We start from the raw sequence: 25,902 nt of genomic DNA, 5'->3' as shown, positions 1-25,902 counted from the left end.
CTTGCTGACCCGCCTTACGGCAGCGCGCTGCGCCCCTCATGGGCCACATCGTATTCGACCGGGGCCACCACCTGTTCCATCAGGTCGTTGTTCCAGTCGCCGCCGACGATCACATGCGCCGTGGCCCCCAGATTGACCGCCTCGATCAAGTTGTGGTTGACGTAGGCATAGACGCCGGGCTGCAGGAACGTGTACAGCGCAGCCCCCGCCGATCCGCCGCGGATGAACCACGTCTCCAGATCACGCTCGGGCAGGTTGTTGAACTTGCCCGTCTCCCAAACCAGATCGCCATGGCCGCCAATCAGGTGCGGGCGGGTGTCGCGGTTGGCCTGGCTGTGGATGAACAGAACAGTTTCGCCCTGTTCCGCCGTCAGCGCCTTGTCGCCGGTCAACGCGCCGACCCGGCCGTTGAACACCACATGCGATGGGATCAGGCCGTTCATCACCTCCAGCGTGTCGGAGTAGCTTTCCCCCGCATCGGCAAAACGCATGTAGGCACCATCCTCGCCGCGTGGAATGTAGAAATCGTTCTCGCCGATATAGTAAGCGCGGTCATAGGAGACCGGCGCGCCCAGATGGTCCTTAAGCCCGTCGCGCGGCAGCACCATGATCGCACCCGACATGCCCGACACGACGTGCCAGGGGATCATCGGGCCGCCCGGCGCGCAGTGATAGACAAACACCCCCGGGCGTGTCGCCTTGAATCGCAGCACCGCCTTTTCGCCGGGGTTCACCAGTGTCAGCGACCCGCCGCCCAACGCGCCGGTGGCGGCGTGGAAATCGATGTTGTGCTGCATCATGCTTTCCGGCGGGTTGAACAGCGTCAGCTCGACATAATCGCCCTCATGAACCACCATCAGCGGACCGGGGACCGAACCGTTGAAGGTCATCGCTTGGATCCAGGCGTCCTCGTCCACTTGCATCTCTTTCTCGATGATCTTCATCTCGAATTCGACAATCTGCGGGCCGACCGTCGCCACCTGTTCATGCGCATGCACGAAAGGCGGCGCGACCAGCTTGACCTTGCGGCGCTTCATCGCCGACAGATCGACCGGGGCAGCGCCCGAAGTGTCCATCACCTCTTCCGCCGCGACGGAGGTCTTGAGAACATAGGGCGAGGCGGCAACCAGTGCGGCCCCCATGAGTGCAGCGCGTCTGGTCAGCATCTGATTTTCCTTTCGGGAGTTGGTCGTTTCCCGAGATCTAGCCTGATGCTCCTTCGTCTTCGTTGTGCCGCAACAACGTTTTGGGCGGATGTGGACAGATGCTTTACCTGATCGACAAGGGTCGCCTTTGGCGTCGCCGGAGTGGCAAACGAGCGATCCGCTTGTCAGAGGGCGCGACCCTATGCGCCGCCCTCGGTCACGATTTCGTCCATTGCTATGTCGTGTGGCTGCGGGAAGATCGTGGGGAGGTGCGCTGCGGCCAGCCCGACGCCGATGACAATGGGGCGCAAGGCAAATGTCGCCAGCGTGCGGTCAAAGTAACCACCGCCGTAGCCAAGGCGGTAACCGGCATCATCCCAGCCCACCAAGGGTGCAAGGACGATGTCCGGATCCACGTCTGGCCCGTCGGCGGGCACCGGTATCTTCCAAAAGCCTTGCACCATCCGGCAGTCCGGCGTCCAAGGACGGAAAATGAGTGGGGCCGCCCGTGTTACCACGACCGGCAGTGCGACCTGTGCGCCTTTTGTGATCTGTCGTTCCATCCAGTGCCGCAGGTTCAGTTCGGCCTTGATCGGCCACCATGCGGAAATCGTCAGCCCGGACAGATCACCACACCGTTGTGCGAGCAGGCGGTCGAGATGAACTGCGACCGCCTCTGACGCGGCGACGCGGTCAGCGACAGGCAAGTCAGCCCGCATCTGCAACAGCCGAAAGCGTTGAGCGTCGCGCCACTGCGCCACATTGTCCGCATCCCTGCCGTTTTCCTCAGGCTCTGCCATCCGCTCCTCCTACGGGTTGGGGGCCGGTTGAACTTGACAAGTTAGGGGGCTGGGCGTGAGGGCGGGCCGCATCCTCAACCGCCAGGTTCAATGACCGGGCGATGCGCTCGGCACGGGCGATCACGTGGGCCGCCCCGACGGGTGGGCAGACCTGACCTGCGGTTTCACGAAACAGCACCAGCCAGTGTTCGAAATGCGCCCATGTCACCGGCAGGTCGGCGTGTTTGGCGACCGGCGAGCCGTGATAGCAACCGGTCATCAGTGCAACCGAGCCCCAGAATTCGACCATCCGTTCCAGATGGGGGTCCCAGTCAGTTATGCGCGAAGCAAAAACTGGGCCAAGAACTTGGTCGGCACGGACCTTGTCGTAGAACCGGTGAACCAGCGTGGTCAGGATCGCCTCATCCAGCCCGGTTTCAACCATCAGTGTCGCTGTGATCTCTGGCCGGGCAGACCGGATCGGGGGCGTTTGGGCATTTTCGGTCATGGGGGCATCCAGATTTTTAGGGTTGCGCAAGTGCCTAGTCCTGATAATAGGTATTGTAAATACTTATTCCTTGGAAAGGCCTGCGCGTGCGTCTGACTTCCTTCACCGATTACGGCCTGAGAATGCTGATGCGGATGGCAAGCGCGCCGGATCGCGCTTTTTCCACGGCAGAGCTGGCAGGCGAATTCGGCCTTTCGCGCAATCACCTCACCAAGATCATGCAGCGACTCGCGCAGGGAGGCATTGTCGCCACGCGGCGCGGCGGGGGCGGGGGGGCCGTGTTGGCACGTGCCCCGCATGAGGTCAGCGTCGGGGCGATTGTGCGGCTATTGGAGGAAGGGCAGGCCCTTGTCGAATGCTTTGCGGCAAACGGGGGCGACTGCACGATCACAGGCTGCTGCCGCCTGAAAGCTCGGTTACGCAGCGCCGAGGCGGCGTTTTTGTCGGCGCTTGACCGCTCGACCCTTGCCGACATCGCGCTTGGGCCCAGGCCCAATTTCGGCCCTCCGTCAGGCACGCAGCTTTGACACAGAAAATGGCTGATCTTTGGCTGCGGAACCAAATTTTGGATGTTGTGCCTGCCCGATCCCTGCCGCAACGGCGAAGGACAGATAAATGATTGCCCAACTCACCCGAACTGAACGCAACATGGCAATGGCCCTTTCAGTCGTGCTGGCCCTGCTGGGGCTGACGATGGCGGCGCTTGGCAACCACGACCCGATTGCTGTGCATGGGTTCATGGCGCTGGCTTTGGGCCTTATGCTGGTGTTCGCGGTGGGCGGAGTGCTGGAGGAACCGCTGCCAAGCCCCGCGCGGATGCAGCAGTATTACGACGATCCGATCAAGGTGGGCATTCTGCTTGCCATGGTCTGGGGTGTGTTCGCCATGGCTATTGGGTTGTGGGTGGCGGCGCTGATGGTCTGGCCCGATGCGACCTTCGGGCAGGCATGGTCCAGCTATGGGCGTCTGCGTCCGGTGCATACCACGGGGGTGGTTTTTGCCTTTGGTGGCAATGCGCTCATCGCCACCTCGTTCCACGTCATGCAGCGCACCTGCCGCGCGCGTCTGGCCGACCAACTTAGCCCATGGTTTGTGTTGATCGGCTATAATCTGTTCTGCGTCTGGGCGGTCAGTGGCTATTTCATGGGCATCACCCAGTCCAAGGAATATGCTGAACCCGAATGGTATGCCGACATCTGGCTGGTCATCGTTTGGGTGGTCTATCTGGTGCTGTATCTGCGCACGCTCAAACGCAGGGCCGAGCCGCATATCTATGTCGCCAACTGGTATTACCTCGCCTTCATCGTCGTGGTGGCGATGTTGCACATCGTGAACTCTGCGGCCCTGCCGGTCAGCTTCACCGGCGCGAAGAGCTATCCGGCGTTTTCGGGCGTTCAAGATGCGATGGTGCAGTGGTGGTATGGCCACAACGCGGTGGCGTTCTTCATGACCTCGGGTTTTCTGGGGATGCTGTATTACTACTTGCCCGTGCGGGCGCAGCGGCCGATCTTTTCTTACCGGCTGTCGATCCTTTCGTTCTGGGGGATCACGTTCTTCTACCTCTGGGTTGGATCGCACCATCTGCATTATACCGCTCTGCCACATTGGGTGCAGACGCTGGGGATGACGTTTTCGGTGATGCTGCTTGTGCCGAGCTGGGCCTCGGCAGGCAATGCGCTGCTGACGCTGAACGGGGCGTGGCACCGGGTGCGCGATGACGCAACGCTGCGGTTCATGTTCGTCGCAGCGGTGTTTTACGGTCTGTCGACATTCGAGGGGTCGTTCCTCGCCATCCGCCCGGTCAACGCGCTTTCGCATTACACGGACTGGACGGTGGGGCATGTGCATTCGGGTGCCTTGGGATGGCTCGCCATGGTCACGTTCGGCGCGTTCTATTCGTTGATCCCGCAGATCTGGGGCCGTGCCGGAATGTATTCGCCCAAGCTCGTGGAATGGCACTTCTGGTTGGCGTTGGCTGGGCTGCTGACCTACGTTTTTGCCCTTTGGAACGCGGGCATCACCCAAGGGCTGATGTGGCGAACCTATAACGACGCGGGCACGCTGAACTATTCCTTCATCGACAGCATGGAAGCGATGCGCCCCTACTACATCGCCCGCGTGGTGGGTGGTTCGCTGTTCCTGGCAGGTATCTGTGTCGGCGCTGTCAACATCTGGCTGACTGTGCGGGGCGCGCGCAATGCGGCCGCCGACCGCCCCCTGTCCCCCCAACCGGCGGAGTAGCCCATGGCCCTGTTCAAAGCCCACTACAATCTGGAAAAGAACTCAATTGCGCTGGTGATCGGGATCATTCTGGCGGCCAGCGTTGGCGGCATCGTGGAGATCGCGCCGCTGTTCACCATAGACGAGACGGTGGAAACCCTGCCCGACATGCGGGTTTACACGCCCTTGGAACTGGCGGGCCGCAACATCTACATCCGCGAAGGCTGCTATGCCTGCCACAGCCAGATGATCCGCACCCTGCGGGATGAGGTCGAGCGTTACGGTCCCTATTCGCTGGCGGCGGAAAGCCAGTATGACCACCCGATGCTGTGGGGGTCCAAGCGCACCGGGCCCGACATCGCGCGGCTGGGGGGCAAGTATTCCGACGACTGGCATGTGGCGCATCTGATCAATCCGCGCGCTGTGGTGCCGACCTCGATCATGCCGGCCTATCCGTGGCTTAACAGCACGCCACTGGTTGTGGCCGATCTGGGCGACCATCTGGCGGCGCTGCGCACTCTGGGCGTGCCCTACACCGATGACATGATCGCCAATGCCCCTCGCGATGCGGCAGCCCAGGCCAATCCTGACGGCGACACCGCTGGGATCGCCGGGCGCTACGGCGAGGCGACAACGCTGCGCCGCTTTTCGGGCACGGCACGGCTGACCGAAATGGATGCGGTGGTGGCCTACCTGCAAGTTCTGGGCCAATTGACCCAAGCCCCCTACGCCCTTGACGCCGCGCAGGTGCAGCAATGACCCACGAAACCTTTGTCATCATCGCCAAGACCTTCGGCCTGTTCTACCTAATGGGGTTTTTCGGGGTCGTGGTGGTGCACACCTATCGCCCGTCCCACAAGGCCCGCGCCGAACACGCCGCCAAGTCTATCTTGACCGCCGAGGACCGCCCATGTCCGTAGAAGAACGCGATCCCGTTTCGGGCTATCTGACCACCGGGCATGACTGGAACGGCATCAAGGAGCTGAACTCTCCCGTGCCGCGCATCGTGCTCGCGTTCATGGTCGTGACCCATCTTTACGCGCTGGTGGCATGGTTTTTGTTGCCGACATGGCCGCTGGGGCAGAGTTTTACCAAGGGCCTGCTGGGGATTGATCAGAAAACGGCCGTCGCCGCCGATCTTGCCGCCGCCAACGCCGCCCGCGCCGGGTGGACGGATGCGCTGGCAACGCTGGAGTTTGACGCCATTCGCGCCGATCCCGACCTGATGGCGCGCGCGCTTGCCACGGCGAGACCGCTGTATGGGCAGAACTGTCAGGCCTGCCACGGCGCGGGCGGCATCGGCGGACCGGGTTTCCCGCGCCTGAACGATGACATCTGGCTTTGGGGCGGCACGGCGGACGAGATTTCCACAACCCTGCGGGTTGGCATCAACGCGGCCCATCCCGACACGCATTTTGCCCAGATGCCCGCCTTTGGCCGCGACGAGTTGCTGACCCGCGCAGAGATTTTGGTGCTGACCGATTACGTCCAGACGCTGGGCAACGGCGTGATCTCCGCAGACCCCGCCGAAGGGGCGGTGCTGTTCCAGACCAACTGCGCTGCCTGCCACGGCGAGGATGCGCGGGGCGTCGAGGCCAGCGGTGCGCCGAACCTGACGGATGCGGATAGGGTTTACGGCGGGGATGCGGCCAGCATCCGGCAGACCCTGATCGCCGGGCGTCAGGGCCAGATGCCAAGTTGGCAGTCGCGGCTGAGCGAGGCTGAAATCCGCGCGATGGCCCTGTATGTCGAGGGTCTAGCGGGAGCCGCCCCATGATCGCGCCGCGCCACTGGGCAATCCTTGCCGCCGCCGCCGGGTTGGTGCTGGTCCTCGCGGCAAACTGTCAATTCGTGCGGCTGGCGTTCGACACGGCCCCCGGCTGCGTGCTGGTGGATGCCGCCCGGCCCGCCGCCAAACCCGCCTGCTGAGGACGCACGCCATGTTGGAACCCCTTCCCGTCATCGCCCCCCGACTGCGCGCCACCCCCGGTTTTGCGCGAAACCTGCCGCCTTTGGTTGCGCTCAGCTGGCTTGCCGCCGGATGGTCTGATTTCCGCACCAACCCGGTGCAAAGTCTGGCTTACGGCCTTGCGGTCTTTGCGCTGTCGATGGCGGTGATGTGGGGGCTGATCGCGATAGGGTTGCCCTCATTGATCCTGCCCGCGCTGTCGGGCTTTCTGGTGGTGGGGCCGCTGCTGGCGATCGGGCTTTACGAGAAAAGCCGCTGCTTGCAGGCTGGGCAGCCTGTGACGCTGGCAAACATGATCATGACGCATCCGCGGTCAGGAGGGCAGCTGGTGTTCGCGGGGCTGCTGCTGTGTCTGCTGGTGATGCTGTGGCTGCGCGCGGCGGATCTTTTGTATGCGCTGTTTTACGGACTGCTGCCATTTCCGGGGTACGACCAGATCCTTGGCCAGTTGCTGACCACGCCGCGCGGTTGGGCGCTGATCGGGGTGGGGACTGCGGTTGGCGGCCTGTTCGCGGCCTTTGCCATGGCGATCAGCGTGTTTTCCATCCCGATGCTGCTGGAGCGCCGCGTTGACGCGCTGACCGCGCTTTGCACCAGCTTTGCGCTGACCACGCAGAACCTGCGCGCCGTGCTGCCGTGGGGAGCGATTGTGGTGGCCGGATTTGCGCTGTCGGCGGTGACGGGCCTGCTGGGCCTGATCGTGATCTTTCCGCTGCTAGGGCACGGCACCTGGCACGCCTGGGTCTCAATGCGGCCAGCAGTGCGGGGTGCGGAATCATGAGCTATCTGTTCCTGATCCCTGTGTCGATTGCCCTTGGCCTTACTGGTCTTGGTGCTTTCTTCTGGTCCATGCGCCACAATCAGTATGAGGATCTTGACGGCGCGGGGGCGCGTATCCTGACGACACCCGACCAACCCTTGCCGCCCCTCGAACTGTTGAGGAATAGCCATGCGCAACCAGATGCAGGCTAAAGCATGACCGCTGTCACCATCACGACGGGCGGCTTTGAGGTGGATGCATCGTTGATCGCCACAGCGTTCGGCCTTGATCCCTCGACCTTTCAGGCGCGAATGCGCAAGGGAGAGGTCACCAGTCTTTGCGAGGCGGGAGTGGACGCTGATCTTGGCCGCTTTCGGCTGACCTTCCGCCATGCTGGACGGGCGCTGCGGCTGACCGTAAACGCAGAGGGCGAGTTGCTGACGCGGGCAATGTTTCCCGTCGCTCGGGCCAACGCCATTCGCACCCTACCAACCGATTGAATGCGACGGCTTCGGTCCGGCCACCGAACGAAGCCACTCGGCCTTGTTGGCACCAGACGTGCGGCGATCCAGGCGATGTCTTGCTCCAAAAGTAGATCGCAATGCCGATCCAGACAGCTGCGCGCAAGACCATCGCACCAACCGTCCGTGCCTCGTAGGCGCCGCCGCGCAAGACGTGCAGGCCGAAGAACGCGTACACCGCCAAAATGGCCAATGACAAAGCGGCGGCCAAGGCAGTCGCCCAATGCTTGCGCAAGAAAATCCCGATCCCGGCAAGCACGTAGGCAAAGCCCGATAGAAAGTTGAACCACAGCACGAAGGGCACTGCGTTGCCCACGGACCCTTGCGCAGCAGCACCGCCGAAAAGTGCCTGTCCGCCGGACGCGATGGTCAAGGCCCCAAACACCACAGCGATGCCCGCTGCGACCCAAAGACCTGTTCCTCGTGGGGGTGTCGTTGTCATGGCTTGTCTCCCTTGTCATTTTCCAGCCGCCCGTCCCGCAGGTGGAACAGGCGGTCAAACCGGTCGAGTATATTTTCGTCATGCGTTACCGCGATGATGCAGGCGTCCTGTTCGCTGGCCAGTTTGCGCAACAGATCCTTCACGATGCCTGCGCGCATGCTTTCCAGCGCCGCCGTGGGTTCATCGGCCAGGATGATGCGCGGGCTGTTGGCCAGCGCGCGGGCGATTGCAACCCGCTGCGCCTCGCCGCCCGACAACAGCGCGGGCATGGCGCGGGCGCGGTGGCGAACCTCAAGGTAATCCAGCAGTTCCTGCGCGCGGGCCTGCGCCTGAGCGGCGGTCTTGCCCGCCAGTTGCAGCACCAGCGCCACATTGTCGGTGGCGTTCAGAAAGGGCAGCAGGTTATGGGCCTGAAAAATGAACCCGATCTTGTCCAGCCGCAGGCGGCGCAGGTCACCGCGCAACCATTTGCCATCAAAGACCATTTCGCCATCCAGACTGACCTGCCCCTCAGACGGGTCGATGATGCAGCCGATGATGCAGCCGATGATGTTCAGAAGTGTGGTCTTGCCGGACCCAGATGGGCCGAGCAGCGCTACGACCTCTCCCGCATGCACTGACAGATCGAGGTTGCGCAGCGCATCAACCCGCGCGTCGCCGTCGCCATAATGCTTGGCGACTCCCTTGATGTCCACAATCACTCGGCGGCTGTCATCGGACATATCAGCCCCCCAAAGCGGTGGCAGGGTCCACCTTCAGCGCTGCGCGCACGCCAAGACTCGAGGCCAGCACGCAGACTACCAGAATGATCCCCGTCAGGGCCAGCGCGTTGACCGGCTCCAGGAGCACCCGGCGCGGGAAATAGTCCTGACGGTCAGGATCAGACCCAACCCCAGCATCAGCCCCACCGCCCCAAGTGCCAGCGACTGCTGCACGATCAGCCCGATGATCACGCGGTCTGGCGCGCCGATAAGTTTCAGTGTGGCGATCTGTTTCAGCTTTTCCATCGTCATTGTGTAGATGATCAGCGCGATCACTACGGCGGACACGGTCAAGAGGATGCCAAGGAACAGGCCGAACTGCTTGCGGGCCTTGTCCACCACCGACTTAATCAGGATGCGGTCACTTGAAATTATGCGCAGCCTTGCCGCTAACGGCGAAGGTGTGGGGATCTGCTATACCCGCCCTCCCGGTAGCCTGGCCTACGATGAGGCGAAGGTTGCCACGGTTGCGATCAGCGATCCTGCCGCGCGCGAACCTGTCATTCTTGCAAGGTCGAGCGACGAGCCTGATGTGCCGGTTGTCGCGGCAGCGTTTTCAATGATCGCCGCCATGTTTGCAGAGCCGGCGTATTGCAAAGGGTTTTTTTGCTCAAGGCACCGAGCGGGGAACTACTGAGCCGTAGCTCGTCTTTTCCGACAGACCGATCACCGGCACAGTCTGCTCGGTTGTTCATGCACCTTAACCAAACGGTGGGGACGATTGTAGATCGCGCGGCACCACACGACCGAGAGTGGGTGCAGGCCTGCGGCGGGAATTGGCCAAAGGCGTGCAAACTCCGTGCCATGCAACTAGCAGCATGTGCTCATGCCACCTTTGCAAAGGTGCATTGCAGGCACCACGCTAGGCTCGGGAAAACGCGCCCCGTCTTGCCCAAAGATCAGGGATACTTCTTCGTCAGTCAAAAGCCTCCACTCACCGGGGGTCGTGCCCTTGGGGATTCACAGGCCATCCAGACGTTCGCAATGCAACTTTTCGGCATAGTTGCCGGTGCTTGCAAACACGCGTCGCGCCTGATGGTAGTGCCCTTCTCTAACGGTGAGCAGCCCCTCGGTGGCGAAAACCACCTCAAGTTCTGCAAGGAGCAGCGGCTTTGCCTCGGCTTCCAGCGTCAGAAGACCCGATGCAAATAGATCGCATCCACAGCCATCCATCGGGCGGGCCAGTTGGGCGCAGTTGTTTTTTTTGAGATACCGCCTTTATCTAATGACCCTATGCAGAAATTCGCCGTCATCGGTCAGCAGCAATAGGCCGGAGGTCTTTTTGTTGATGCGGCCGATGGTGGAGATCGCCCGATTGCGCCGCCCCCGGAGCTCCTGCAGAATGTCATAGACCCGTGCGCCGGAATATTTGTGCGAACAGGTCATGCCGAGGGGTTTGTCGGGATGATTACGCCCGCGACAGGATCAGGCGGTTCCCTGTCGATCTGCGTGCGGGCTGATCAGCCCGGCGGGGCAGGGACGCACTTGGTGATATCTAAAAGCATGGCGGCATTCGGAAAATTCCTGCCAGCTTTCGCAAGTTGCGCCATTTGGCGGACTGAGCCGAAACCCATAGATGACAAGAGTTTGTCAACGCAGGAGTTCCGAACTTTGCCCACTACCTTCGCGTTTCTTGCTGGCGTGAGTGGTCCGCCGCGACCTGCTCGGCTGCCGCAATGAGCCGTGCAAGATCCTCAACACCCAGGTTTGCCGATTGCCGATACGTTGCAAGAATGTCCGCGAGGTCTTCTGCGTCAAGGCCGGGCAGCAAATGGGCATGCTGGTCAGTGCCGGATTTGGCTTCGGCCACATGCGGTTGCCTGAAGGGGTAAGTGCGGCCGATCAGACGGTGCCAGAGCATTGCGGCGCAGACCAGACCAATGGTGCCACACAGAACCGGGAACAGCACAAAATCGAAACCTGACTCATCGAGCATGTGGGGATTAAGCGACGCAGTCAGTGCGACTGCACCACCCGGCGGATGCAGGGACCGCGTCACCAGCATTGCCAAAAGCGCTAGAAATGCGGAGGCTCCGACGGCGAGTGCCGGATCATCCACCACCTGATGAACCCAGAGTGCCATTAGGGCCGACACGGAGTTGCCCACCACCGCCGACCACGGCTGCGCGAGGGGACTGTTTGGCAGTGCAAACAAGATCACGGCCGTCGCTCCCATCGGCGCAATCAGAGCCGCGCCCGTCGACAAATCGACACTGAGCAAAACCAAAGCGACTGCCCAGATCAACAAGACAAGACCGGATCCGGCCGCTCCGGCCACCATGATACCCGTGCTTGTGGGCCCGATGACTGGGCCAAACGAGCGCAAGCTGACCAGACTGCGCCGGACTAGAGATGGCCCAGTCGGGCGCTTGTCAGTCTGCAGCATCAATCAGATCACACCCAGCATCCGCATTGCTTCGGCCACGCGTACGAACCCTGCGATATTGGCACCCAGCACGTAGTCGCCCGGCGCGCCATATTCGTCAGCAGTCTCATGGCAGGTGTCGTGAATACTCCGCATGATCGCGGCCAGCCGGGCTTCGGTCTGCTCGAATGTCCAACTGTCGCGGCTGGCGTTCTGTTGCATCTCCAGCGCCGAGGTCGCGACACCCCCGGCATTGGCCGCCTTTCCGGGCGCAAACAGCACGCTGGCATCGCGGAACACTTTCACCGCTTCTGGCGTGGAGGGCATGTTTGCACCTTCACCAACCGCAATCACACCGTTCTTCACGAGCACGCGGGCGTCTTTGCCAGAGAGTTCGTTCTGTGTCGCTGAAGGCATCGCAACGTCGCAGGGCACATCCCAGATCGACCCTTTGTCCGAGGCGATGAAATGCACGCCATTGCCCCTGCGGCGGGCGTATTCGGAAATCCGCTCGCGGCGCACGGTCTTGATCTCCTTGAGCAAGGCCAGATCGATCCCGTTCTCGTCCACGATGTAACCGCTCGAATCCGAACAGGCGATAACCTTACCGCCAAAGGACTGCACCTTTTCAATCGAATAGATCGCCACATTGCCAGACCCCGAGACCACCACGGTCTTGCCGTCGAAATTGGTGCCTCTGGTCTTGAGCATTGAGTCAACAAAGTAGGTGTTACCGTAACCCGTGGCTTCAGTGCGGGCGCGCGATCCGCCATAGGCCAACGCTTTGCCGGTGAATACGCCTGCCTCAAACCGGTTGTTCAGCCGCTTGTATTGGCCGAACATGTATCCTATCTCGCGGCCGCCCACGCCAATATCGCCCGCCGGCACGTCGGTCTGTTCGCCAAGGTGGCGGTGCAGCTCTGTCATCAGGGACTGGCAAAAGCGCATGATTTCGGCATCTGACCGGCCCTTGGGGTCAAAGTCTGATCCGCCCTTGCCGCCGCCAATGGGCATGCCCGTCAGTGCGTTCTTGAAGGTCTGCTCAAAGCCGAGAAACTTGATGATCCCGACATTCACCGACGGGTGGAACCGCATACCGCCCTTGTAGGGACCCAGTGCCGAGTTGAACTGCACCCGGAAACCGCGATTGATCTGAACCTGTCCCTGATCATCGGTCCACGGAATGCGAAAAATGATCTGACGCTCTGGCTCGCAGATCCGCTCGATCAGCGCCTGTTCAAGGTAATGGGGATGCTTGGCCACCACCCGCCCCAGACTTTCCAGCACCTCATGGACGGCCTGATGAAACTCGGGCTCCCCTGCATTCCGGCGGATGACTTCCGCAAGAACTGGCTGCAGCTTTTCGTCGATGCTGTTCATGATGACCCTTCAGGAGCAAGTTTTGCTTATTTTGTGATCGACTAGATCATTTCATCGGCAATTTGAAGACGATATGGTCGATTCTGGCGCAATGAACCACTGCTCTACTGGCCATCGAGTTTTCTACCGAGGCTAAGGCTCATCTCTCGCCGTCAAGACTGCCGCTTCTTGATCGGCAACGCATGCTCGGCGGCCAGTGCCCCTGTCGTGGCGTCACGTCGCTCTGCGAGCACTGCCTGTAGATTTGATAGCAGGATGATTGCACCACCAAGGAACACCCACAGGTCAATGGCTTCGCCATAAACGTAAAAGCCCACGACGGATGCCATGGGCACGCGTAAGAAATCGATCGGAATGACAACCGAAGCCTCAAGTCGCTTCAGCGCTTGGGCCTGACAGAAATGTGCGGCGAGAGCCCCGACACCTGCCACCAACATCCATGGAACATCGGTCAGACTGACGGGACGCCAATCGGTCAGCGCTGCGATGAGCCCCAACGGCAGCTGGATCAGGATCATCCAGATCACAATGGCCCCTGGTGAACACCGACCTGTCAAACGTTTGACCATGATGAGGGATAGCCCATATCCGGCCGCGGCGATCAGAACGAGACCGGCTGCCGGATCGATCATGCCGATGCCGGGACGAACGATCACCAGCACCCCTATAAACCCCCCCACCGTTGCCAGAAGGCGGGATCGGCTCACTTGCTCACGCAAAAGCAACCACGCGAACAGCGTTACCCAGATGGGCATCGTGAATTCGAGGGCAAATACGGAAGCAAGAGGCAACACAACCACGCCGATGGTCCAGAAATACTGGGCAGCGAAATGCACCGTGTTCCGCGCGAGATGCAGAGGCAGGGCCTCCATGCGGCGGATCTCGGGCAGGAGGGACCGCCCCACAGCAAGGATAACCCCCAATCCAACCAGTGCGCGAAAGAAAAGGATCTGCTGTATGGACAAGGTGGTGGCCATTTCCCGGGAGCCGACTGACATGGCGATGAAAGAGACCATGCTCAGCGCCATCCAGATCAATCCTTGAGTGAACTGCGATCCGGGAAGCGCTCGCAGAGAGGCATGGTTGTCTGACATGAGTAGACCCTTGGGAAATGACCGACGTTTTTGTGCAGTCAGTTGATAGGTGAAAATTGTCGGGGCGGTATCAAGTCAGCACATCTGGATCACAGTGCTGCCGGGGGCTTTACGTCCAGAACCTCCAAGACGCGGGTCTCGTCGTCACGCGTGACCCACGAGATTGTCGCGCCCGCGCTCAACCCCAGAAGCGCCACACCAATCGGTGTCAAGACAGAGATGCGCTGCTGGTCGATATCGGCGTCTTCGGGATAGGATACAATAACGGTGCGAACGCGGTCCGTGCTCAGGTTGCGATATGTGACCTCACTTCCGATCGTGACGATATCATCGCGCAGTTTCTCTGGCGCGACCAGTTTGGCGCGGGCAATTTCGGTCAACAGCCGTTCGCCAACTTCCGGCGAACGGCGCATCGTGGCAGAGGCGAGAGCCTCGAGGCGGCCCACGAGTGTCTTGTCGAGATGGATCTTTGGCAATCGAGTGACTGCAGTGGGAGAAGATGTGGGCATGACTTTTCTTTCTTTGTTGTGAGAAGGCAAATCGCCTGCGCGCCATTGTTCAAATGGCGCGCAGGCTTGCGGAAGGTGAGTAGAGGATGGCAAGCAGGACCCATGGGCAGGCCGACGCTTGCTGGACTGGTGTGCAGTGGAGGTATTAGTGATCCACGCTCAGAAGGCGCACGCTCCGGAACGAACCATCTGCCTGAAGAAACGGCGCACGACTGCCTGCCTTCATGCCGATCAATGTGGCTCCCAAAAGTGTCCCAACGTGGATACCATTCTGGCCCAACGCATACTCGTCGTAATGGAACAACTGCCCAGTTTGCGTCTCCAGATCGTCAATCGCATAGGTCACACGTGATCCGCCGGCCGCGGCTGCCGCACTGATTTTGTCATCGTCCCGAACAGTCGCGTAGAGCAGCTTCTGGCTGAGAAGCCTTGTCAGCATGGCAAAAGCGCCAGTGCCAACCTTGTCCGCCCGCTGGATGTGCTCTGCCAGAGCTCGGCGGTCGGTTTTGGTCAGAACACAGTGGACTGCCGCATCGCACAGCGTTGCATAGCCTTCTTTTTGAAACGGAACTGGGTCTTCAGTCTTTTGGTGTTGTCCGGAATTGATCATGGTTCCCCCTCGGACGACATTTCTGCCGCCCTAAAACTCGGTTGATTGGAAGAGACGGATTGACCCGGGGCAGCAGCGCAAGTTGCGCGCGTTCAGACCGCCCCGGGCTGGGGGCGGCTCTGACGCATAATCCGAAACAGGATGAATAGGTTCATGATCCAAAAATCGTGCGCATACTGTCGAAGAGGCCCGATGTGATCCCGATCGATAAACAGATGCTTACGCGTCACTGACAGTGAATGATGCGGATCCGGTTGCAAATTGGGCATTTCAAGCTGCTCTGCGAAATTCAGCATAGGACAGATCCTGCGTTTCGCCCTCTGGAGCAACCGGCTGCATGCACAGCTCGCGCGCATTGAATCCGTCAACCACGCGTTCAATTTCTCCTCGGGGAATGCCGATATCTCTGAGGATATGGTCATCCAATGCGCCAAGTGCTGCGATCATTTTCCGGCGCTGCCAAGTCTGAATGACGCTGTTCCACCACTGCACAAGCAGGCTGGGCTCTTTCTCCTGGACGGAGCTTCGTGCGGTCTGGTCGGGTGGGTTTTGTCGGATGTCGATAGACATGTGTTTCTCCAAGTCTGAAACCACTGAACATGTCTCTCAATGCAGTGCGCTTGGGCGCGGCCCATTATGGCGTTAGGCTTCCCACAGCATCAATGCTGTGCTTGGCTCTGCTAAATTGAGAGTTGCTATTGCGGAAGGTCCCCGGGGCGCAGCTTCGAGCAACACTGCTCTTTCCGCCCGGGGCTACCGGCGGTTCAGTAGAACTCCTGCGGAACGCAGGAACCTCATATGGAAACTGAACATTGTCATAGTGCGAATATGATCCTTCGCGAGGACGTTTGCAATCCCGGGATATCTCAAAGCCTTACGGGGCCGGCACGAAAGCGCCGATCTTGGACGCGTTCTGACATATATGAAGCAGGGCGGGTTCCGGTGGGCGCGCACGGATTGACTTGTGCTGATAGCGTTTCTAACGTCGATGCATGGTGTCGCATGAAAACCACTTCCGGTTCCTTCTGCTGAACCGCCCTTATCCCCGGGCGGTTCAAGCGTTTGCGCGCTGACTGAACGTCCCGGGGCCTCCTCGTTTTTCTGAAAAAGCGTCCGACGGCAAGCCGTCCGAGGAAAAGTCATGGCACCAGGTTCAAAACTTCAGACAGTCAACATCCGTTCTCTTGCGACCCAGAAACTCAGATCGCGAGATCAACAGGTCTTGCCGGAAGAAGACCACCAACTTCTACAGGGCCATCTTGAGGCATGTGAACGAAGCCGTGCGCCATCATGGACTTTGCTGGCCTATGCTTTGCAAAGCAAGATCTTCAATACCAAACCAGTTCCGGTCCCGGTAGAGCACGACATTGTCATAGGCGGCAGCCTCATCACGTATGCGGTTGATGGTGGTGCGCTTAAGACTGGTCTGCTTGTTCATCAAGAGGATCGCGGTGGTTCGTCCAGCGAAAACATTCTGGTGGCTTCGCTGCTCGGTGCCACGCTTATCGGTATGCGCAGCGGACAACGTGCCCCGCTGTTGTGCGACGACGGGACAGTAAAGTCTCTGTTTGTCCTCGATACCATCCCGCCAGCCTGAAACGCGACCCGATGGATGACACGGGAACCGCCTCATGAAAGAAGATGTAGATGGAAATGATCTTGTTGATCGCCGCGGCCTTTGGCGCAGGGATCCTGAATACGGTTGCGGGTGGCGGAACCTTCCTGACCTTTCCGGCGCTCGTGTTCACGGGCATGCCACCTGTAATGGCCAACGCAACAAGCACAGTCGCTGTTTTCCCCGGATATCTGGGTGGGGCGGTCGGCTTTCGGCACGAGTTGCAGGCGTTTGATCGCAAACGGCTTTTGCGACTGGTAGTAATTACCCTGGCTGGGGGACTGGTCGGCTCCGGATTACTTCTGGTGTCATCGAACGAGGCCTTTTCCTTGGTGGTGCCATTTCTGCTCCTTGGAGCGACTCTTGCTTTTCTCTTCGGTGACAGGGTCCGCAAGTGGGCCGCCGCCAAGGCGCGCGAGGTGTCGTCGGAAGGTGCCATGGGGCTGTTTGCGGTGGCGCTCTATGGTGGATATTTCAACGGTGGACTTGGTATCGTCCTCCTCGCTTTATTCTCGCTGTGGGGCATGACGGACCTTGACCGCATGAATGCCCTGAAGTCAGGGCTGAGCTTTCTGCTATCGGCGATCTCGGTTGCGGTATTTGCCGCAGCTGGACTGGTCGCCTGGCCACAAGCCGTGGTCATGATGATTGCCGCGACTGCCGGGGGCTATGCTGGCGCTCCGTTGGCTCGAGCGCTTCCGAAATCCGTTGTCCGCGGGGTTATTGCAACGGTGGGGTTCGGGATGAGCGCTATATTCTTTTGGCGTCTGATCACCCCGGCTTGAGGGTTATCGGTCGAGACGTCGGGAGTTCTTGCAGCCACCTCAAAGATTTGCAACGCAAAGGAAAGACCCGATTTCCTTTCAAGAATGCGATTAGGTATGGTTGGGATGCAGCCTTTCAACGTGTCGGGGCGCATACAGATTTCTGCAAAATTGGTTCAGAAGTATCAAGCTCAGCGACAAAATTGCACAATACAGACTGCGTGGCAGGTTCTGTGCTTTGATAATCGCTATATTGGGTAAATTGCCTTCCCCAGGCCTACAAAGGCCAGGTCGGCAGCATCTCCGGTCAATGGTCGATCTTGACAGGTCAGCCCGGAGGGGCCGCCGACCTGTCGTATCACTTGGACTTGAGTTTAGGGGTGGTTATGGCAACGGCATTCTTCATGCTGGGTGCGGCTGCGATCACTTTCACGACTTCTTTCTTCGGCTTCTTTTCGTCACGTCGTCGTTTGGTCATGCCTTTGGCCATGATCTTCATCCTTTTGAGCACCGTCTCAAATTGACGGCCTTGCGAGCATAGACGTTTGGGCAGGAAAGGCCAGAGTAATGATTGGCATCCAGATCGCTGTTACCGCGAAATCTCCCCCGCCAGTACAGCCCGTCCATGAACGGCAAGAGTTGCGGCAAACCTCAGACAGCCAAATTGCCTAATGACTTCTTGGACACGCGCTTCATATGCGGCGTGACCGATCCGGCGGCAAAGGTCAGACGCGTGAAACTGCCGGTTCGAGCTTGGAGCCGCCTTGATCTGATCATGTAGCTCGCGCTTGCTTGGATCCATCACCCGCTGCGATATAGCGACTTCTTGTGGGCGGGCGACAGCGCCGGGTGAGGTGCGCCACCGGCGCATAAAGCCTAACAGGAAGCCCGCCGGAACCCTTTCCTGGCCACGCGCACGGTTGAACGCCACAAACCGCTCCCAGATCACCTGCGTATCAACATTCCAGCAGGGCAGGGCGGTCTTTGCAGCCTTGATCAGCTCGGCCCAGTAGGTTCGAAACACGTTGCTGTCTTCATTTATGTTGATACGACCCGTAAAGATAGTTTTGTTAGAGTCTTCCTTAGATAGTGATGTGTCGCCTCCATCTGACATGCCATCATGGTGATGGCTCTCGTCCAGCACCCCGGCAAACCGAAACAACCAAGGGGCATACTTGCCGTTGGGTTTTCTGCGCTCAACTTTGAGCTTGGATGCTTCCAGCTCGCTCAAGAGAACAGTCAGGTACTGCCGCGAAACGGCCATCTTCTCTGCCAGTGCAGCGAGCGTGAACGCCGCAGTGCCGCGCTCAAGTCCGTTGTAGCCGTCCTTCCAAGCAATACCGTCGAGGATGATCGTTGCGAGTTTGTGGGCAGAGACGGAAAGATCGGTTTGGGTAATCCGTCGCAGGATCAGGCCGGTCGTAGGTTCCATGGTCTGTTTCTCCTGAGAGACCAACACCATGCCATGAGGCAAAACTAATTCTGCCAGCAAAACAACTTTGCCGGTTACGCAAAAGTAGGACGATGGCTAGAGGATACGCGTTAAAGCTTTCCTCAGGCGGCGTCGGGCTTCACGGGCTGGCGTCGTTTCCTTTTCGAGGCTGTGCATCTGGTCAGATGCAGGGGTTAAGAGGATGAGGCCCGCAGAACACGGCCCTGCCGGATTTCAGTAGCGAACCTCCTCGAAGCCGTAGTTGCCGGCATGATCCCGCCAATCGACAAAGACGGAGCGATAGCTGACGGATCTGCAGTCATCAGAGCGGGGAAGCCTGGATGCCAGGGGGACCTCTCCAAAGCTCGAACGGGTCCACCGATAGTCACCTTGTGTTCCGTAGGAACCGAGGCGGGTCCAATCCGAGCGAATGCAATCGCCGTCCCTGTTTTCTCGCTGGCTGAACTGGATATGGTAAACACGAATGCTGCGAACGAAGTCGAAAGAAGCCCCCGAAATATCGATGTCTGCCTGTTCATCCGACTGGACCGGCACGATGCGTGACGGCTCAGACATCAAGCGGCCTGGCCGATCTCTCCTAAAGGCTATGTCGTAGAGAAGCTCCATCGATGAACGAGGGCTGGGAGCATTGAACGAGGCTCTCATAGGACAGCGCCATATCTGCAAAGGCGGCTCGATTGGCCAAGGTGTGATCCGTTGGATGAAGACTGCCCGGGCATGGGCACAAGGTGGGGATGCAGGCCACCCTCCCGAAAGACAAAGGAGGATCGCGCAGTCAACTTGATAGGCCTGAGCTGATTTGGACCCAGCCACGATGCCCGAGACACCCAAGGCCGCGACGACCACGACACCGCGAAACATATGCTTCAAGTTACCGACTCCTTCTATTGCTGCGTCGTGATACAAAACAACATTAATGATATCAATAATATTTTCTTGTTAAAGGGGCGCATTCAACACAGATGCTTTCAGGCTCTGCGGCGGTGGAAGCCCGGGTACTTCCCTACTTCGATCATCTGAATGTCCGTCATCTGCTCTTTTGATGACCGTGCCAGTCACTCGACCATACGGACGAACTGCCCGTACTCCTCAGCAACCTCCCTTGCCTCAACAAAGGCCCGCGCGCGTTCTTCGTCCAAGCAGCGGAAGTAGTTCTGCACATCTGCGATGTAGATTTCGAAATCCCACCGGATCAGATCCGCGTAGATGCGCATGTCTGCCCTGGACTGGGGCAGAAACGGCCGCTCCGGCGCGGTGCAGGCCTGCGCCGGACCCCATGCCACAAGCAGGTTGATCACCAGCACAAGGGGCGTGTTGTACGCATTCAAAATCTGCAGGGCAAAACTCCTCTGCCGCCTTTAATATTGTTCTTTCGTTAGATATCACCGTTATTGGAGCAAGGCGATCCTCGTCAAGTCGTTTTAATTGTCTTGCTATCGTTCATGTTGTCTTGTATCGCCCACGGTGTTGCGACTCCGTGGGCCCGAGACTGCACCCAGGCAGAAAAGGGACCTGAAGCGGATGGCCATGATAGAAGAAGCCCCGAATGTGGTTACAGAAGACGGACTGCGCGGCCTCCTTGCCGAAGGCTACCTCATCGAGGTGGTCTGCAAGGAAGGGGCCGAGAAGCGCCACAACAGTTGGTACGGCGCCTGGGTCATCCGGGCCGTTGCCCCGGACGGGCGCGACGACAAGATGCTCGTCACCAGCCGCAGCGTCCTCAAGCTGCGCGATTTCAAGACCATCGTCGGCCTCGTCAGCTTCCTTGCCGACATGGGTTGCACGACCGCCAGCATCCCGCTCATTGAAGGTGCCCGCGAACGTCACGCAGCACCAGGGCGCACGTCCGAGCCGCGGACCGGCCCGGTTCTGGTCAAGGACAACTGACCGCGCTTTTGCGCTCGTCGTTGCATTGGGTACAGGCGTTTGTTCCGCGCCCCCGGCCCTTGCCGACGGTTTTATCTTCCAGGTTAGCCCCGATGGCCGACTGATCGACAACGCCGAGACTGCGAACACCTTGCGCTCGTTCAGCGGCGACGACGATGCTCAGACTGAGCCTCTTCCAGATCGCCTCTTTCTCTTTGCAGCACCGCAGTCCCAAGGGGATGATCATCCCCTGAGCGATCTGACGGCGGCTGCAGCAGCAGCCCCGCGTGCGGTCCGCGCCTCCCCCGGAATCCTCCACGCCATCGAGATCACGGCGCTACGCTACGGCAGCCACGATGCTCTTCGCGGGGCTGGTCTGTCGGTCACCGATTGGGCGCTGTTCTACCGCGCCAATATCGAGGTCGAGAGCGCGTACAATCCCGGCGCCTTGAGCCCCGTCGGTGCCATCGGGCTCGGCCAGCTGATGCCCGACACCGCGCGCGATCTCGGCGTTGACCCCCATGACATCGCCCAGAATCTCGATGGCTCGGCGCGTTACCTGCTGATGATGCTCGAGCAGTTCGGCGATCCCGCGCTGGCTCTCGCTGCCTACAATGCCGGTCCCCATGCGGTCACCCGCCACGGCGGCATTCCCCCCTTTCGAGAAACCCAAGGCCATGTGGCCCGTGTGACAGCCGTGTTCCAGCGGCTGAGAGGAGACCTTTCGTGACGTCCCAATCTTCCCTTGTCGCGCTCGGCGCGATGGCTCTCATCGTGCTGGCTGGCCCCGCGCTGGCCCAAAGCATTGACCTATCGCCCGTGCAGACGCTGCTGCAGGGCATCGTGGATGCGATCACTGGCCCCTTGGGCATCGTGATCGGCACGCTCGCGCTGATTGGCGTCTTCCTCTCCTGGCTCTTCGGGATCCTCGATTTCCGCCAGGCGCTCTGGGTCGTGGTTGCGATCGCGGGCATCGCCGCGGCGCCCACCATCGTCGCCGCCATCTGGACGACCTGAGCAAAACCGATGTCCGACCAGTCCCGCGTGTTCATCGGCCTTCTGAGGCCACCCAAGCTGATGGGCCTGCCGATCATGTACGCCATGGTGTGGCTCTTCGGCTCGACGCTCCTGTTCCTCTGGGTGCAGAGCTGGGTGGTGGCCGTCTTCGCGGGGCTGGCCTGGCCGGCGCTTTGGAAAGCCGCGGACTGGGATCCGAACTTCCTCGACGTCCTGGTGATCACGTTGCAGGAAACCCCGCCCACAACAAACCGCAAGCTCAATGGGGGCGACAGCTATGCCCCGTGATGGACTTGGCCATGGCGGGGCCGACGCCCTCGACCCGCTGACCGCGCTGCCTGCATGGGTCAAGGGCGAGAAGCGGCTCTCGTCCATGCTGCCTTACGTCAGCCTTGTCACCGACCGGACGATCCGGACGCGCGGCAACGAGCTGATGCAATGCATCCGGTTGGAAGGGGTGAACAGCACCACGAGTGAGGATGCCCATCTCGACCGGATCGGCGGGCTTCTCGCCGGGATCGTCGCGCAGGTAGGGACCGAGTTCTCATTCTACCTGCACAAGGTCTCGAAAGCGGTCGACGTGACCCTGCCGCCCATCCCGGGCGAGGGCTTCGCTGCCGCCATCGATCAGCGCTGGCGGGCGCATCTGGGTCGATCTGGTCTGCGCGACAAGACACTGACCCTGACGGTGCTGAAGCGCCCCGAGGCGGGTAGCCGTCTGCCGTTCAGCTTGGGCGCGTCCCGCGCCCGCCATGCAGCCGACACGACCCGGCGCTTGCGCAAGCTCGAAGAGGTCGTGGGATTTCTCCTTTCATCCTTCGATGAGTTGAAACCCCGCCTCCTTGCCGCCAGCACTGGCGAGCTTCTGGGCTTCCTCGGCTCGCTCAACACCGGCGAGGAGCATCCGCTCTACCCGCGATCGCGCCTCGGCGTGATCGCCGAGGATGTTGCCAATACCCGCGTCACCTTCCGCGGCACGACCATCGCGCTCTCCGACGGTGCCGTTGGCGACAAGCTCGGGGCAATCTTTGCGGTGAAGAACTATCCCGCCAAGACCGACAGCCTGATGCTCGACGAGCTGAACCTGCCCGTCGACATGGTGGTCACGCATTCCTTCGTGCCGATCAATGCCAACATGATGGCGGGCCGGATCAAGCGGCAGCTGCGCTTGATGCAAGCCGCCAATGACGGGGCGGTCAGCCTCGCGCAGGAGTTGGAACTCGCCCAGGACGATCTGGAATCCAAACGTCTGATCTTCGGCGAGCACCACATGACTGTGGCGGTCTATGCGCGGACCCAAGCTGCCCTCGACGACATCGCGGCCGAGATCCGCAACATCTCGGCCACCTCCGGCATCAACCTGATCTCAGAAGCCTTCGGGGCACGGGCGCATTTCATGGCGCAGCATCCCGGCAATACCGGCGCGCGGAGCCGCAAGGCCGCGATCACGAACCACAACTTCGCTGATCTCGCCACCTTCCACCGCACGCCGCTTGGCAAGACGGCCGCGCAAGTGCCCTGGGGCGTGCCGATCACGCTCTTCCCGACGCCGGAGCGCAGCGGGTTCCGCTTCAACTTCCACGAACAGGGCGCGCCGGACCGCGAGCCCACCGGAGGGCACACGCTGATCCTCGGCCGCCCCGGCTCGGGCAAATCCGTGCTGGCGGCGTTCCTCATGACCATGGCGCGGCGGGCAGGCGCACGGCTTTTCGTCTTCGATTACCGCGCCGGAATGGAAATGGCCGTCCGTGCCCTTGGCGGCAGTTATTCGACCGTGCGAGCCGGACGGCCCACGGGGCTCAATCCCCTCCACACCGAGATCGATCCGCGCGGTCAAGCCTGGCTGGCCGACTGGCTTGCAAGCCTCCTCGAGCGCCGTGACCGACCTCTGACCCCTGTGCAGACAAACCGCCTGCAGGAGGTGGTGCGCCAGAATGCGAGCGCCGCCAATGCAGGGCTCAGGAACTGGTCAGACTTTGCCTCGCTCCTCGTCTCGACCGATGACGACGGCGATCTCTTCGAGCGGATGCAGGAATGGACCGCCGAGGGCCGCTATGGCTGGATCTTCGGGGCGAACGCAGACGACACATTCCAAATCGGGAGCAGCACCGACACTGACGTCGCGGGCTTCGATCTGACCGGCATCCTCGATTCCGAGAGCGAGCGGGAACGCATGGCGGTCCTCTCCTATCTCTTCCGCCGGGTCGAACGAGTGATCGAAGACCGCAAACCCACGATCATCGTCATCGACGAGGCGTGGAAGGCGCTCGACAATGCGTATTTCGCGGAGCGGCTCTCGAACTGGCTGGTGACAGCGCGCAAGCAGAACGCGGTCGTCGTGATGATGACCCAGTATGCCAGTCAGCTCGAGCGCACACGCACCGGCAAGACCATCGTGGAAGCAGTGCCAACCCAGGTGCTTCTGCCCAACATCCGCGCCTCAGCCGCCGATTACGCCATGCTCGGCCTCAGCGAGAAAGAACTCGACGTGCTCCTGTGCGTCGGCTCCGCCTCGCGGTTGGCGCTTGTCCGCGATGACCGGGGCGCGGTGGTGATCGACGCCGATCTCAGCGCCCTCGGCCCCCTCGTGACCATCCTCGGCGGCATGGAGAAGGGCGAGGCCATTGTCGGCCCTGACTACCGTGATCGCCCTGATTTCTGGAGAGTGACATGACCCTTACCATCATGCGCAGCGCCGTGCTGCTTGGCCTCGGCCTGACCCTGACGGCCTGTGCGCAGCATAACCCCGCAGCGGCCAACTGCTTCAACTTTCGCGACGCACCCGCGCAGTCGGCGACCGCGACGATCTCGACCATGGGTGCCACAATCACGCGCCGCGACACAGCTTGCGATTTCGTGATGCTGGGAGCGGGCAGCTAGGCCAATGCGGAACTGGCTTCCCCGCATCATGGTCAGTCTTGCACTGGCAGGTCCCACGGTGGGGCCAGCGGTCGCCCAGGGCGTGCCGACTTTCGACCTGCGCCTTTTCGCAGAGCGGCAGGCGATTCTTGAGCAGACTGATCGCGATCTGGCGCTGCAACAGGACCGGCTGACCCGTGAAGAGGAGCTGGCCGAGATCGAGCGCCAGCAGCTCGCCTCCCTCGAAGGGCTGATGGATGCGATGTCCCTGGGGTCCGGCGATGTCGCAGGCACCGTGGCCAGGCTAGAGGCGGGGCAGGGCGTGGTTGGTGACGTCGAAAGCGCGGCCGCCAGCCTCTACGCGCCCGAGGACAACAACCCGGCCGCAGCCCGGATGTTCGGCGATGCCCGGGAAGGGATCGAGGAGCTGATCATCCGCGCCGCGCGCGCCACCCACGGACTACCAGGCGTAAGCCGCGCGGGGTTGTCGCTTGTGCAGTGGCGCTCCCTACTGCAGGCGCTGATCTGGCAGGAAACCCGGTTCCAGATTGGTGCGCGCTCCCCCGCGGGAGCTTTCGGCCTCACGCAGATCATGCCGGGCACTGCGAGCGATCTCGGGATCTACCCGGCCTACTATGACGACCCCTGGCTGCAGGTCACCGGCGGCGCGCGCTACCTCGCGCAGATGCTGAACATGTTCGATGGCAACATCATCCACGCACTTGCGGCTTATAACGCGGGCCCTGGCAACGTGCAGGACTACCGCGGCGTCCCACCTTTCGCAGAGACCCAGCACTACGTCGTCGTGATACCGCAGCAATACAACAGCTACCTCGCCGCCGTGAGCGGCATCGATGCGCTCGGCACGATCGATCCAGTCCTTCTGGCGAACGCGAGCTTCAGTCTCTCGGCCCATGGCGCAGGCGTCTATGGCGACTATTCGCTGGTCTCCGTCCAAGCGGCCGCGCTGCGGGTTCAAGACATCATCCGCCGCATCGGCGAGACTGAAGACCTGCACGAGGCCATCGCGCTCAATACCTACGCGCGCGCCGAACTTGCCCGGCTGGTCGCGATCCGGACCCGGATCAAGGCCGCTCACACCCAGCCCCTCAGCGAGGAACAAATCGCCATGGCCGCCGCGCAAGCGGCCGAGCGGCAGTTCATGGATTTCACCTTGGAGAGTTTGCGATGATCAAGCGCTTGTCCCGTTCCCTTGCCACCGGTGCCGCGACACTTGCGCTTGGCCTCGCTTTTGCAGGTCCCGT

At 60.8% G+C, this 25,902-nt stretch carries 36 protein-coding genes; 19 read left to right on the top strand and 17 right to left on the bottom strand.

From position 1 onward, the window contains the following. Nucleotides 1-14: 14 nt before the first annotated feature. The 3 genes from nirK to Q7J44_RS10100 all read right to left on the bottom strand — a co-directional run bounded on the left by nirK (nt 15) and on the right by Q7J44_RS10100 (nt 2,432). Nucleotides 15-1,166: a copper-containing nitrite reductase gene (gene nirK, locus Q7J44_RS10110; protein WP_304879465.1), complete on the bottom strand. Its 1,152-nt coding sequence runs from the start codon at nt 1,164-1,166 to the stop codon at nt 15-17. A gap of 179 nt (nt 1,167-1,345) precedes the next feature. Continuing rightward, nucleotides 1,346-1,945, bottom strand: a complete 600-nt coding sequence (locus tag Q7J44_RS10105; RefSeq protein WP_304879463.1) for a 5-formyltetrahydrofolate cyclo-ligase — start codon at nt 1,943-1,945, stop codon at nt 1,346-1,348. Further along, nucleotides 1,932-2,432 carry a group III truncated hemoglobin gene (locus tag Q7J44_RS10100; protein ID WP_304879461.1) on the bottom strand — a complete coding sequence of 167 codons (501 nt, stop codon included), beginning with the start codon at nt 2,430-2,432 and terminating at the stop codon, nt 1,932-1,934. Before Q7J44_RS10100 ends, Q7J44_RS10105 begins: the two co-directional genes overlap by 14 nt. An 86-nt stretch (nt 2,433-2,518) precedes the next feature. Here Q7J44_RS10100 and Q7J44_RS10095 point away from each other — a divergent pair, with 86 nt between their 5' ends. From Q7J44_RS10095 to Q7J44_RS10055, 9 genes are all read left to right on the top strand, one after another. Further along, nucleotides 2,519-2,959: an Rrf2 family transcriptional regulator gene (locus tag Q7J44_RS10095; protein WP_304879459.1), complete on the top strand. Its 441-nt coding sequence runs from the start codon at nt 2,519-2,521 to the stop codon at nt 2,957-2,959. Nucleotides 2,960-3,047: 88 nt separating this feature from the next. Beyond that, nucleotides 3,048-4,673 carry a cytochrome-c oxidase, cbb3-type subunit I gene (ccoN, locus tag Q7J44_RS10090; protein ID WP_304879458.1) on the top strand — a complete coding sequence of 542 codons (1,626 nt, stop codon included), beginning with the start codon at nt 3,048-3,050 and terminating at the stop codon, nt 4,671-4,673. Nucleotides 4,674-4,676: 3 nt separating this feature from the next. Continuing rightward, entirely contained in the window at nt 4,677-5,411 is a 735-nt protein-coding gene (ccoO, locus tag Q7J44_RS10085; protein ID WP_304879456.1) for a cytochrome-c oxidase, cbb3-type subunit II, read from the top strand. Next, nucleotides 5,408-5,572: a cbb3-type cytochrome c oxidase subunit 3 gene (locus Q7J44_RS10080; protein ID WP_304879454.1), complete on the top strand. Its 165-nt coding sequence runs from the start codon at nt 5,408-5,410 to the stop codon at nt 5,570-5,572. Before ccoO ends, Q7J44_RS10080 begins: the two co-directional genes overlap by 4 nt. Then, nucleotides 5,563-6,429 carry a cytochrome-c oxidase, cbb3-type subunit III gene (ccoP, locus tag Q7J44_RS10075; RefSeq protein WP_304879452.1) on the top strand — a complete coding sequence of 289 codons (867 nt, stop codon included), beginning with the start codon at nt 5,563-5,565 and terminating at the stop codon, nt 6,427-6,429. Before Q7J44_RS10080 ends, ccoP begins: the two co-directional genes overlap by 10 nt. Then, on the top strand, nt 6,426-6,581 hold the full coding sequence (locus Q7J44_RS10070; RefSeq protein WP_304879450.1) for a hypothetical protein: 156 nt from the start codon (nt 6,426-6,428) through the stop codon (nt 6,579-6,581). The genes ccoP and Q7J44_RS10070 overlap by 4 nt, the downstream gene beginning before the upstream one ends. An 11-nt stretch (nt 6,582-6,592) precedes the next feature. Next, on the top strand, nt 6,593-7,402 hold the full coding sequence (locus tag Q7J44_RS10065) for a DUF2189 domain-containing protein (protein WP_304879448.1): 810 nt from the start codon (nt 6,593-6,595) through the stop codon (nt 7,400-7,402). Then, entirely contained in the window at nt 7,399-7,593 is a 195-nt protein-coding gene (gene ccoS / locus Q7J44_RS10060; RefSeq protein WP_304879446.1) for a cbb3-type cytochrome oxidase assembly protein CcoS, read from the top strand. The genes Q7J44_RS10065 and ccoS overlap by 4 nt, the downstream gene beginning before the upstream one ends. Before the next feature lie 3 nt (nt 7,594-7,596). Further along, on the top strand, nt 7,597-7,881 hold the full coding sequence (locus Q7J44_RS10055) for a DUF6522 family protein (protein WP_304879443.1): 285 nt from the start codon (nt 7,597-7,599) through the stop codon (nt 7,879-7,881). 459 nt (nt 7,882-8,340) lie between these two features. Here Q7J44_RS10055 and Q7J44_RS10050 read toward each other — a convergent pair whose 3' ends face one another. Together Q7J44_RS10050 and Q7J44_RS10045 are read right to left on the bottom strand one after the other, a co-directional pair. Next, the gene (locus Q7J44_RS10050) at nt 8,341-9,066 is read right to left on the bottom strand and encodes an ABC transporter ATP-binding protein (protein WP_304879441.1); all 726 of its coding nucleotides are present in this window, start codon (nt 9,064-9,066) and stop codon (nt 8,341-8,343) included. Nucleotides 9,067-9,159: 93 nt separating this feature from the next. Then, complete coding sequence (locus Q7J44_RS10045) at nt 9,160-9,444, bottom strand: FtsX-like permease family protein (RefSeq protein WP_304879439.1); 285 nt, start codon at nt 9,442-9,444, stop codon at nt 9,160-9,162. On the opposite strand from Q7J44_RS10045, the gene Q7J44_RS10040 reads away from it, so the two are divergent. Beyond that, nucleotides 9,437-9,742, top strand: a complete 306-nt coding sequence (locus tag Q7J44_RS10040; protein ID WP_304879437.1) for a hypothetical protein — start codon at nt 9,437-9,439, stop codon at nt 9,740-9,742. The genes Q7J44_RS10045 and Q7J44_RS10040 overlap by 8 nt on opposite strands. A gap of 323 nt (nt 9,743-10,065) precedes the next feature. Here Q7J44_RS10040 and Q7J44_RS10035 read toward each other — a convergent pair whose 3' ends face one another. The 8 genes from Q7J44_RS10035 to Q7J44_RS10005 all read right to left on the bottom strand — a co-directional run bounded on the left by Q7J44_RS10035 (nt 10,066) and on the right by Q7J44_RS10005 (nt 15,633). Continuing rightward, nucleotides 10,066-10,278 (bottom strand): hypothetical protein, encoded by a 213-nt coding sequence (locus Q7J44_RS10035; RefSeq protein WP_304879435.1) that lies wholly within the window; start codon nt 10,276-10,278, stop codon nt 10,066-10,068. 45 nt (nt 10,279-10,323) lie between these two features. Then, complete coding sequence (locus tag Q7J44_RS23305; protein ID WP_370692988.1) at nt 10,324-10,491, bottom strand: pseudouridine synthase; 168 nt, start codon at nt 10,489-10,491, stop codon at nt 10,324-10,326. Nucleotides 10,492-10,723: 232 nt separating this feature from the next. Further along, complete coding sequence (locus Q7J44_RS10030) at nt 10,724-11,386, bottom strand: HPP family protein (protein ID WP_304879433.1); 663 nt, start codon at nt 11,384-11,386, stop codon at nt 10,724-10,726. A gap of 108 nt (nt 11,387-11,494) precedes the next feature. Continuing rightward, nucleotides 11,495-12,850, bottom strand: a complete 1,356-nt coding sequence (gene gdhA, locus Q7J44_RS10025) for an NADP-specific glutamate dehydrogenase (protein ID WP_304879431.1) — start codon at nt 12,848-12,850, stop codon at nt 11,495-11,497. 152 nt (nt 12,851-13,002) lie between these two features. Next, on the bottom strand, nt 13,003-13,944 hold the full coding sequence (locus Q7J44_RS10020; protein ID WP_304879429.1) for a DMT family transporter: 942 nt from the start codon (nt 13,942-13,944) through the stop codon (nt 13,003-13,005). Nucleotides 13,945-14,033: 89 nt separating this feature from the next. Next, nucleotides 14,034-14,453 (bottom strand): nucleoside diphosphate kinase regulator, encoded by a 420-nt coding sequence (gene rnk, locus Q7J44_RS10015; protein ID WP_304879427.1) that lies wholly within the window; start codon nt 14,451-14,453, stop codon nt 14,034-14,036. 145 nt (nt 14,454-14,598) lie between these two features. Continuing rightward, a complete protein-coding gene (locus Q7J44_RS10010; protein ID WP_304879426.1) occupies nt 14,599-15,063 on the bottom strand; it encodes a hypothetical protein in 465 nt (154 codons plus the stop codon). Between the two features lie 270 nt (nt 15,064-15,333). Next, on the bottom strand, nt 15,334-15,633 hold the full coding sequence (locus Q7J44_RS10005; RefSeq protein ID WP_304879424.1) for a DUF1127 domain-containing protein: 300 nt from the start codon (nt 15,631-15,633) through the stop codon (nt 15,334-15,336). A 571-nt stretch (nt 15,634-16,204) separates the two neighbouring features. Here Q7J44_RS10005 and Q7J44_RS10000 point away from each other — a divergent pair. Continuing rightward, nucleotides 16,205-16,660 (top strand): hypothetical protein, encoded by a 456-nt coding sequence (locus Q7J44_RS10000; RefSeq protein WP_304879423.1) that lies wholly within the window; start codon nt 16,205-16,207, stop codon nt 16,658-16,660. A gap of 50 nt (nt 16,661-16,710) precedes the next feature. Continuing rightward, nucleotides 16,711-17,463, top strand: coding sequence for a sulfite exporter TauE/SafE family protein (locus tag Q7J44_RS09995; protein ID WP_304879421.1), 753 nt, complete (start codon nt 16,711-16,713; stop codon nt 17,461-17,463). Nucleotides 17,464-17,800: 337 nt separating this feature from the next. On the opposite strand, the gene Q7J44_RS09990 is transcribed toward Q7J44_RS09995, so the two are convergent. The 4 genes from Q7J44_RS09990 to Q7J44_RS23300 form a co-directional block, all read right to left on the bottom strand. Further along, nucleotides 17,801-17,932: a hypothetical protein gene (locus Q7J44_RS09990; RefSeq protein ID WP_304879419.1), complete on the bottom strand. Its 132-nt coding sequence runs from the start codon at nt 17,930-17,932 to the stop codon at nt 17,801-17,803. Between the two features lie 99 nt (nt 17,933-18,031). After that, nucleotides 18,032-18,874, bottom strand: coding sequence for a hypothetical protein (locus Q7J44_RS09985; RefSeq protein WP_304879418.1), 843 nt, complete (start codon nt 18,872-18,874; stop codon nt 18,032-18,034). A 234-nt stretch (nt 18,875-19,108) separates the two neighbouring features. After that, nucleotides 19,109-19,450: a hypothetical protein gene (locus Q7J44_RS09980; protein ID WP_304879417.1), complete on the bottom strand. Its 342-nt coding sequence runs from the start codon at nt 19,448-19,450 to the stop codon at nt 19,109-19,111. Between the two features lie 500 nt (nt 19,451-19,950). Continuing rightward, nucleotides 19,951-20,109: a hypothetical protein gene (locus tag Q7J44_RS23300; protein ID WP_370692987.1), complete on the bottom strand. Its 159-nt coding sequence runs from the start codon at nt 20,107-20,109 to the stop codon at nt 19,951-19,953. A gap of 307 nt (nt 20,110-20,416) precedes the next feature. Between Q7J44_RS23300 and Q7J44_RS09970 the strand changes: the two genes are divergently transcribed. The 7 genes from Q7J44_RS09970 to Q7J44_RS09940 all read left to right on the top strand — a co-directional run bounded on the left by Q7J44_RS09970 (nt 20,417) and on the right by Q7J44_RS09940 (nt 25,829). Beyond that, nucleotides 20,417-20,782 (top strand): hypothetical protein, encoded by a 366-nt coding sequence (locus tag Q7J44_RS09970; protein ID WP_370692986.1) that lies wholly within the window; start codon nt 20,417-20,419, stop codon nt 20,780-20,782. Between the two features lie 130 nt (nt 20,783-20,912). After that, complete coding sequence (locus tag Q7J44_RS09965) at nt 20,913-21,491, top strand: lytic transglycosylase domain-containing protein (RefSeq protein ID WP_370692989.1); 579 nt, start codon at nt 20,913-20,915, stop codon at nt 21,489-21,491. Continuing rightward, nucleotides 21,488-21,778, top strand: a complete 291-nt coding sequence (locus Q7J44_RS09960) for a TrbC/VirB2 family protein (RefSeq protein WP_304879413.1) — start codon at nt 21,488-21,490, stop codon at nt 21,776-21,778. Before Q7J44_RS09965 ends, Q7J44_RS09960 begins: the two co-directional genes overlap by 4 nt. A gap of 9 nt (nt 21,779-21,787) precedes the next feature. Further along, on the top strand, nt 21,788-22,066 hold the full coding sequence (locus tag Q7J44_RS09955; RefSeq protein ID WP_304879411.1) for a type IV secretion system protein VirB3: 279 nt from the start codon (nt 21,788-21,790) through the stop codon (nt 22,064-22,066). Then, nucleotides 22,056-24,452, top strand: coding sequence for a type IV secretion system protein B4 (locus Q7J44_RS09950; RefSeq protein WP_304879409.1), 2,397 nt, complete (start codon nt 22,056-22,058; stop codon nt 24,450-24,452). The genes Q7J44_RS09955 and Q7J44_RS09950 overlap by 11 nt, the downstream gene beginning before the upstream one ends. Continuing rightward, a complete protein-coding gene (locus tag Q7J44_RS09945; protein ID WP_304879407.1) occupies nt 24,449-24,658 on the top strand; it encodes a hypothetical protein in 210 nt (69 codons plus the stop codon). Before Q7J44_RS09950 ends, Q7J44_RS09945 begins: the two co-directional genes overlap by 4 nt. Before the next feature lie 4 nt (nt 24,659-24,662). Continuing rightward, on the top strand, nt 24,663-25,829 hold the full coding sequence (locus tag Q7J44_RS09940; protein WP_304879406.1) for a lytic transglycosylase domain-containing protein: 1,167 nt from the start codon (nt 24,663-24,665) through the stop codon (nt 25,827-25,829). Nucleotides 25,830-25,902 lie beyond the last annotated feature (73 nt).

It is taken from the genome of Pseudotabrizicola sp. (genome assembly GCF_030656345.1).
Lineage (GTDB): Bacteria > Pseudomonadota > Alphaproteobacteria > Rhodobacterales > Rhodobacteraceae > Pseudotabrizicola.
This window is presented reverse-complemented; position numbering and strand designations above follow the sequence as displayed.